6 protein-coding genes and 1 other RNA gene are annotated in these 6,888 nt (G+C 71.2%); 5 read left to right on the forward strand and 2 right to left on the reverse strand.

Annotated features, from left to right (window positions below):
- On the reverse strand, positions 1–886 hold an 886-nt coding region (locus NBZ85_RS25185), incomplete at its 3' end, for a serine/threonine-protein kinase (RefSeq protein WP_261562714.1).
- A 298-nt stretch (positions 887–1,184) separates the two neighbouring features.
- Between NBZ85_RS25185 and NBZ85_RS25190 the strand changes: the two genes are divergently transcribed.
- Positions 1,185–2,273 carry an ImmA/IrrE family metallo-endopeptidase gene (locus NBZ85_RS25190; RefSeq protein ID WP_261557891.1) on the forward strand — a complete coding sequence of 363 codons (1,089 nt, stop codon included), beginning with the start codon at positions 1,185–1,187 and terminating at the stop codon, positions 2,271–2,273.
- A gap of 3 nt (positions 2,274–2,276) precedes the next feature.
- Positions 2,277–2,498, forward strand: coding sequence for a hypothetical protein (locus tag NBZ85_RS25195; protein WP_261557893.1), 222 nt, complete (start codon positions 2,277–2,279; stop codon positions 2,496–2,498).
- A gap of 133 nt (positions 2,499–2,631) precedes the next feature.
- Here the strand turns inward: NBZ85_RS25195 and rnpB are convergent.
- An RNA gene (rnpB, locus tag NBZ85_RS25200) (RNase P RNA component class A) lies at positions 2,632–3,045 on the reverse strand.
- 111 nt (positions 3,046–3,156) lie between these two features.
- On the opposite strand from rnpB, the gene NBZ85_RS25205 reads away from it, so the two are divergent.
- The 3 genes from NBZ85_RS25205 to NBZ85_RS25215 form a co-directional block, all read left to right on the forward strand.
- Positions 3,157–3,684 (forward strand): lipopolysaccharide assembly protein LapA domain-containing protein, encoded by a 528-nt coding sequence (locus NBZ85_RS25205; protein ID WP_261557894.1) that lies wholly within the window; start codon positions 3,157–3,159, stop codon positions 3,682–3,684.
- Positions 3,685–4,198: 514 nt separating this feature from the next.
- On the forward strand, positions 4,199–4,321 hold the full coding sequence (locus NBZ85_RS25210) for a hypothetical protein (protein ID WP_261557896.1): 123 nt from the start codon (positions 4,199–4,201) through the stop codon (positions 4,319–4,321).
- Between the two features lie 1,451 nt (positions 4,322–5,772).
- The coding region (locus NBZ85_RS25215) for a serine/threonine-protein kinase (RefSeq protein WP_261562715.1) at positions 5,773–6,888 on the forward strand (1,116 nt) is incomplete at its 3' end.

The following is a 6,888-nucleotide window of genomic DNA, read 5'->3' on the forward strand; positions in this document are numbered from 1 at the left end:
GCCCGTCGCCGGCCGTCATTGCCGCCGCCGTCATTGCCGCCGCCGTCGTTGCCGGGCCGAGGGCTGCGGCCCGCGGGAGCCGGGTGGCGGGGAGCCGGTCGAGGAGCTGGCGGGCGGTGGGCCGGCGGTCGGGTCTCTTGTCGAGGGCCTTGGCGGCGATCTTCGCGAGCCGGGTGGGTAGCCCGTCGACCGCGGCGTTGTTGTGCAGGGTCCGCAGGAGCAGGGCCTGGAGGGGGCCCTCCCCGAACGGCGGTCGCCCGCTGGCTGCGAACGCCAGGGTCAGGGCCCAGGAGAAGATGTCGCAGGCCGGTCCGGGCGAACCGGTCGTGGTGAGCAGTTCGGGCGCCATGTAGCCGACGCTGCCGAGCACCACGCCGGTGACCGTGACGGTCCCGGGCACCCCGGCGGCGATCCCGAAGTCGATCACTTTGGCCCCGTCCTCGGCCAGCATCACGTTGCCGGGCTTCAGATCGAGGTGCACCACCCCGGCGTCGTGGATGGCGGCCAGGGCCATCGCCAGCTCCACCGCCAGGGTCTGCAGCGCCGCGGCGGGCAGTGGGCCGTTGCGCGCGACCTCGGCCGTCAGGGTCGGGCCCTCGATGTACTCGGTGGCGAGCCACGGAGTCTCCGCCGCCGGGTCGGCGTCCACCAGCCGTGCCACCCGGGGGCTGTCGACGGCTGCGGCCGCCCGGACTTCCCGGGCGAACCTGCGCAGGAACATCTGGTCGCCGGCATGCTCGTCGCGCAGCACCTTCACCGCGCGCTGCCGGCCGGCGGCGTCCTCGCCGAGATAGACCACCCCCATGCCGCCGCTGCCCAGGCGCGCGGTCAGCCGGTACGGCCCCACCACCTGCGGATCGATGGCGCGCAACGGCCTCGCCGGCATCGGACCCTCCGCTCGTGGCCCACCGTCACCGATGAGCTGTCAGACCGCGGCATGGTCGCGTGAGGCATAGCCACGATGTCCGCGCTGCGGTCAACACCTGCGAGCGAACGCCCGCTCTGCTGCATCCCGTCTGCATGTCCCCAGTACTGCACCCAATAGTCCAATTATGTCGGACGAATCGGTGGAGGCTGACTCTGCGGGGCGGTCCCTCGGGGCGGCGCGGGTCCATCGGGGCTGGGGTCGGTTCGAAGGCTGCAGGAAGTTGGGATTTTCCCAACTGAAGGGGTAGCGTGCCTACATGCGCAGCATCGGCGAACGCGTACTGGAGCGCGTCCGGCAGGTCCGTCCTACCACCCTGCATCGGGACATCGCTCGAGAGATCGAGATGCCTCCCGATGCGTTCTCGCGCGCTCTGAACGGCAAGCGTGCGTTCTCCTCGATCGAGTTGGCGCGTCTAGCCGATCTCCTTGCCGCAGACATCCACTGGCTGATCACGGGACGGCCTGACCCGCACCGACTGGTGGTCGCCGCGCGTCACGATTTCGACCATCTGACAGGTCGTAGGGACGTACCCAAGCGCGATTCCGACGAGCAGGTGCTGCGCGACATCGCGTTGGCCTACCACCAGGCCCATCCTGAACCGCGGGACGGACGAGCCCTTCCAGAGAGTCCTGATGAGGTCAGGGCGGCGCTGGGTGAGGACTTCGTCCGGCCCTTCGCGGATCGGTTGGAGAGCCGTTTCGGCGTCGATGTCGTGCGAATCGCAGATCTCTCCACCGCGTACTCGTTCACCATCGGTGGACACCGCGTGATCGCACTCCCGGCGACCGGAAACTGGTTCTGGGAGAACTGGTCGATGGCGCATGAGCTGGGCCATCTCGTCCTGGGCCACCATGACCAGGGGCTCTCCGAGTCTGGCCGGGACCGGCACGAGGCGGCTGCGAACGCCTTCGCGGCGGACCTTCTGCTCCCGCGTGAGTCGCTCGCCGCGATCGGCTGGGACCGTCTGGATGCCGCCGGGCTGGCTGACCTCGTGTGGCGGTGGGGGGTGTCCACCGACGCGCTCGCCCGACGCCTGCATGCCCTGAATGGCCACCTGCCCAATGCGGTACGAGAATGGGCGGGACAGCCGACTCAGCGTCTGTTGCGACGTCATTGGGCCTCCGCTTCGGACAGGGATGAGATTACGCTGCGCATGGATGCCGCCGCACAACGTCGCTTCCCCCTGAGGCTTCAGAACGTTCACCTCAGTGGGATCGAATCCGGGGCCCTCGGCAAGGGAACGCTCGCCTGGATGCTCGGTATCGATCCCGATGCGCTGGATGTCGACATCCCCACGGTGCCCGAGGTCGACGTCGATGATCTCGCCAAGGCGCTGGACCTCTGAACCGTGATCGCGCTCCTGTTCCCGGCCAACACTGTCCTGATCAACTTTGCGATCATCAACTGTATGGATCTACTGGAACGGCTGGCGAACGGCAACGGTCGCTGGTGCGCCACGGTGGCATCGGAGTGCGGTTTGTCGGCGCGGGCACCTGACCTCGGCGCGTTGGCTATCGCCGGGGACATCTTTGGGCCAGTGGAGTCCACGGACGTGGTGTACGGGGTGTGATCGTCCAGCGACTCGCCGGAGTGGGGGTCCGTGACGTGAAGCGACCACCGCAGAGGCAGCCCGCCCGGCGTGATCGACAGGCCTTCGTTCGACAAGTGGCTGGCGTGCTGACGTCGACCCGGTGCTGGTGATGCGGACGAGGTGGCTTGTAAGCCGGGTCCTGTAGCCGGGTCGCCTTGCGGCTCACCGGTGGCGGCCATCTCTCTCGGGTTGCCGTTGCCGGCAGCCTCCAGCGGTCTACCCGCAGACTCGGGCGGGCAGCCCTCGAACGCCTGCGCGGCTCGCGACCGGTTACGGCCGCGGGCCTTTCTGACCTTGCTCCGGGCGGGGTTTACCGAGCCGCCCAGGTCACCCTGGGCGCTGGTGCGCTCTTACCGCACCGTTTCACCCTTACCAGCGCCGTGAGGCACTGGCGGTCTGTTTTCTGTGGCACTGTCCCGCGGGTCACCCCGGGTGGGTGTTACCCACCGCCCTGCCCTGAGGAGCCCGGACTTTCCTCGGCGACACCGGCGTGAACCGGTGCCGACGCGACCGCCCGGCCACCTCGTCCGCATCTTCAGCATAGAGCACGCGCCCGCCTAGACTCCCTGGCACAGGGGACGGAACTGGACGGCGTGGGACACGGCCGTACAGGTGATCATGATGGATGGGGCGGACGATGGCGGGACCCGAGCAGCCGGGCAAGAGAATCGACTACACCCGGCCCGCGGGCTCGCCGCCGGCACCCGGCGGCCCCGCGGTCCCGGCACCCGGTGCGGCGCCGGGCGGCGGCACCTCGCCGGGCACGGTGCCACAGCCCTACCCGGCGGGCACCGCCTACCCGACCGGCACCCCGGGGGCTCCGGGGACGGCCGGCGGTCCAGTGGTGCCGGGGGCTCCGGGGACGCCGACGGCACCCGGCGCGCCGGCCGATGGGCCGCCGTCACGGCGCGGGGTCGCCTACACCACGTACGCGATCACCGTGGTGGTGCTGGTCATCGCGATCCTCGTCGTCGTGTTCGTGGTCAAGAACGACGCACGGGTGAGTATCTGGTTGTTCGGCTCCACGCAGCGGATGTCGGTCGCCGCCGCGCTGGCCGCCTCGGCCGCTGCGGGGCTGGTCATCGGCCTGCTCATCGGGGTGATTCCGCAGATCCGGCTGCGCCGCGAGCTGCGCCACCTACGGAAGGCGGCCCGCGGCCGGTAGGACGCCGAACAGGAAAACCATTACTCCCGCGCGGACGGCCGCTGATGCAGCGGGCGTCGGGTGAGTGCCGGTTCGCCATTGTTGATCGTGCCGATCTTGTTCCGGGTAACCGCCGAAGGTCGACGAGCGGCGAGGGCGGGCATACCTGATCGACGCCGAGATCCGGCCGCCGGTCTCAGCGATTGGCGATGCGCGACCTTCTCGCGTCGCCGGCGCTGGTATACCCGTCTCCGCCTCGAACCCGGCTGCGGCGAAAGTAACAGCGCGGCGACGACGGCACGGCGGTGGCATGGCGGTGGCATGGCGACGGCGGGGCGACGACAGGGCGATTACCGGCTTGCCGGCCGAGACGCCCGACCGTTCGAGAGGCTGAACCACGGGGCCCAGGCGGAGCGTGGGAGGCGCCGGAGATCCTGATCCGGCTCGCCGGCGAAAGCGCCGCCGAAGCCGAACCAGAAGCGACTTCGCGGTGCTGCTTTCCGGCGGCGCCGGCGCGCGTGTTCACGAGCATCGGATGGCCATCGAGATCGACGACATCCCGCGCGCCCACCCGGCGGGGCGTGCGGCGGAAAGGCCGAACCGGGCGGCGTCCGCGCAGGGGGAACCGCGGGCATTGGCCTTCCCCCCGCCGGGGTGACCCGGGCCGTCCGGCCGTGTCGGGCGGGACGGACGGCCCGCTCCAGTTCGGAGCGGCCGCCGGGACCGGCCACGCGGCGCCCGAACGGGCCATCGGTCCAGGGCGAATGCGACGTGCTGGCTCCGGCGGCACCAGGTGTTCGCCGCTAGGGCTGGTGGGGTGTGGGCGTAGCCCAGGGTGGCGCTGGTGGGGTGGTCAAGCCCGTGCGGTGGGTGCCCCTTGTGCCGGGTGTCGTTCGGGCGTCGTTTGTACTCCCCACCGCGGTGGGGGCCCGAGCACCTGCCGCAGCGCTTTCGGTGCCGCGCTCGGCCGAGGCCCGACACCTGGTGCGGGCCGCGCGCCCGGGCCGCCGTAAACCCCGTGGACCTCGTGTTTTACCGCCGGCAAGAGCGTGGCAGCGGAATTCTGCCGGCGGGGAACCGGGGCGTGGTCGGCGTCGGTGATTATTAACCGCCTCACATTCGCCGGAGCCGATCGGGTGGGCGTTTGTCGTTCTCCCGTTGTCATGTTAAGTTTGAGTGCAACTTTGATCTGGGAGGTTTCGTGGCAGAAACGAAGGCCATTCACCGACTGGGTCGGACCGCCTGTGCGGGAATCACCGGTTCGGGCATCCCGGGGGCCGCGGCGGGTCGGAATAGAAGAATCTTCGTCGTGCGCGGCGGCTCCGCCGGCGAGGCCGGCCACGTCCCGTCGCCGAAGGTGCCTGCCGCCGTCGAGGAACAGGTTGAACTCGTTGATCGAGTCATTCTCGTGAGGGCTCGGCGGGTCGTCCCCGAAAGCTGAAGGTGCCCGCGGCGGAGAAGCTCCCGGGGAAGCTCCACCGGCTTCTCCGCCGCGGTAGGGGGCGTTTTCGGCGGAAGGACTGAGGGGGCCGCCTGGAGAGGTGGCCGGTTGGGGTAACCGATAGGTGGGTGTCCGGGGAGTCGAATGGCCGGGTAGCTGTGGTTCCATCGGTACAGTCCGATTTGTGACACCGCAGCGAACCGTTCCGCCTCCGGGGGCATACCTGCCGCCGCTTCCGGTGAAGGCACCGGGGCCGGGTACTGCCCTGCCTGCGCACTTTGCCCATTGCTTTGGCGGTGGCGAGTGCTTTGGCGGTGGCGAGCGGCCGGGCCCAGGCCAGCGCTTGCGGGGCCGGCCGCGCGAACAGCCGACCCTCCGCTGACACCACCCGGCATGCCACCGCGGTCGCGAGTTCCGTCACCCGGCGGCGATCCCCGCCACATCTGGCGGCGGAACTTCCCCGGCGCCCGGAGTCGTCTGATGAGGACATGGGACGCGCGGCCCGACCGTCGCACATCCCCACCACAGGTTCCGCGGGCACCGTGGGGTGACACCGGCGGCGGGGCCTTCGGCCCCGGTCGGAGGGGGCCGGAGCCGGGCGGAGCCTTAGGCGTCCGGCGGGTGGGCTGACGATCGCGGATGGTGGAAAGAACGACGTAAGGAGGGGCGTGGTGCCGCCGAGGCCGCTGCGCTCGGGTGACCCGGAGCGGGTCGCCCGGTTCGCGCTGACCGCGCGGCTCGGCTCCGGCGGGATGGGCATCGTGTACCTCGGCGAGGACGACGACACCGGGCAGTTGGTCGCGCTGAAGGTGATCCGGTCGGACTTCGCCGCCGAGCCGGAGTTCCGCTCGCGTTTTCGCCGGGAGATCGAGGCGGCCCGCGCGGTGGGCGGCGCCTGCACCGCCCGGCTGGTCGACGCCGACCCCGACGCCGAGGACCCGTGGATGGCCACCGAGCTCATCCCCGGACAGAGCCTCGCCGAGACCATCGCCACCCGAGGCGCCATGGACACGCCGGTCGTCGTGGCGCTCGCCGCCGGCCTCGCGGAGGCGCTGAGCGCGATCCACGGCGCCGGCATCGTCCACCGTGATCTCAAACCCGGCAACGTCATCCTCAGCGGTGACGGCCCCAAGGTGATCGACTTCGGGATCGCGGCGGCGGTCGACGCCACGGGCGCGACCCGCACCGGGGTCCTGCTCGGCAGCCCCGGCTACATGGCGCCCGAGCAGGTCACCGGGCACGGCGAGGTCGGCCCCGCGGCCGACGTCTTCGCCTGGGGCCTGACCGTGCTCTACGCGGCGACCGGCCGGCCCCCGTTCGGCACCGGCCGCGCCGACGCGCTGCTCTACCGGGTCGTGCACAGCGAGGCCGACACCGATGACGTGCCCGTCGAGCTGCGGTCCGCGGTGATCGCGGCGCTGGTGAAGGAACCCGCCGGGCGGCCCAGCGCGGATGATCTGCTGCGCGGGCTGATCGGGCCCACCGACGATCCGGCCACGGGAACCCGCCGGCTGCTGCGCGAGGCCTGGAACCCGCCACCCATCGATCCCATGGCCTTCGTCCACCTGCCCACGTTCACCCCGACGCCCCACTCGTCGCAGGCCGGCGACCGGCTGCGCGACGGCGACTTTCACGACAGCCAGACGATGGCCGGGCTGCCCTCGCCGCGGCCGGCGGTCAGCTTCGTCACACCGATCCAGCGCACCCCCGAGCCCGGCCGCCCCACGGCCCGCGCGGTCCGGCGCCTGCGCGGCTGGGCGCCGGGCGTGTTCGCCGCCCCCACC

Source organism: Frankia tisae (assembly GCF_025403405.1).
Classification (GTDB): domain Bacteria; phylum Actinomycetota; class Actinomycetes; order Frankiales; family Frankiaceae; genus Frankia; species Frankia tisai.

What these genes read in the sequence shown, in the direction of transcription:
- NBZ85_RS25190 (WP_261557891.1), top strand. Translation starts at nt 1,185, where the DNA reads ATGCGCAGCATCGGCGAACGCGTACTGGAGCGCGTCCGGCAGGTCCGT.
- NBZ85_RS25205 (WP_261557894.1), top strand. Translation starts at nt 3,157, where the DNA reads ATGGCGGGACCCGAGCAGCCGGGCAAGAGAATCGACTACACCCGGCCC.
- NBZ85_RS25210 (WP_261557896.1), top strand. Translation starts at nt 4,199, where the DNA reads ATGGCCATCGAGATCGACGACATCCCGCGCGCCCACCCGGCGGGGCGT.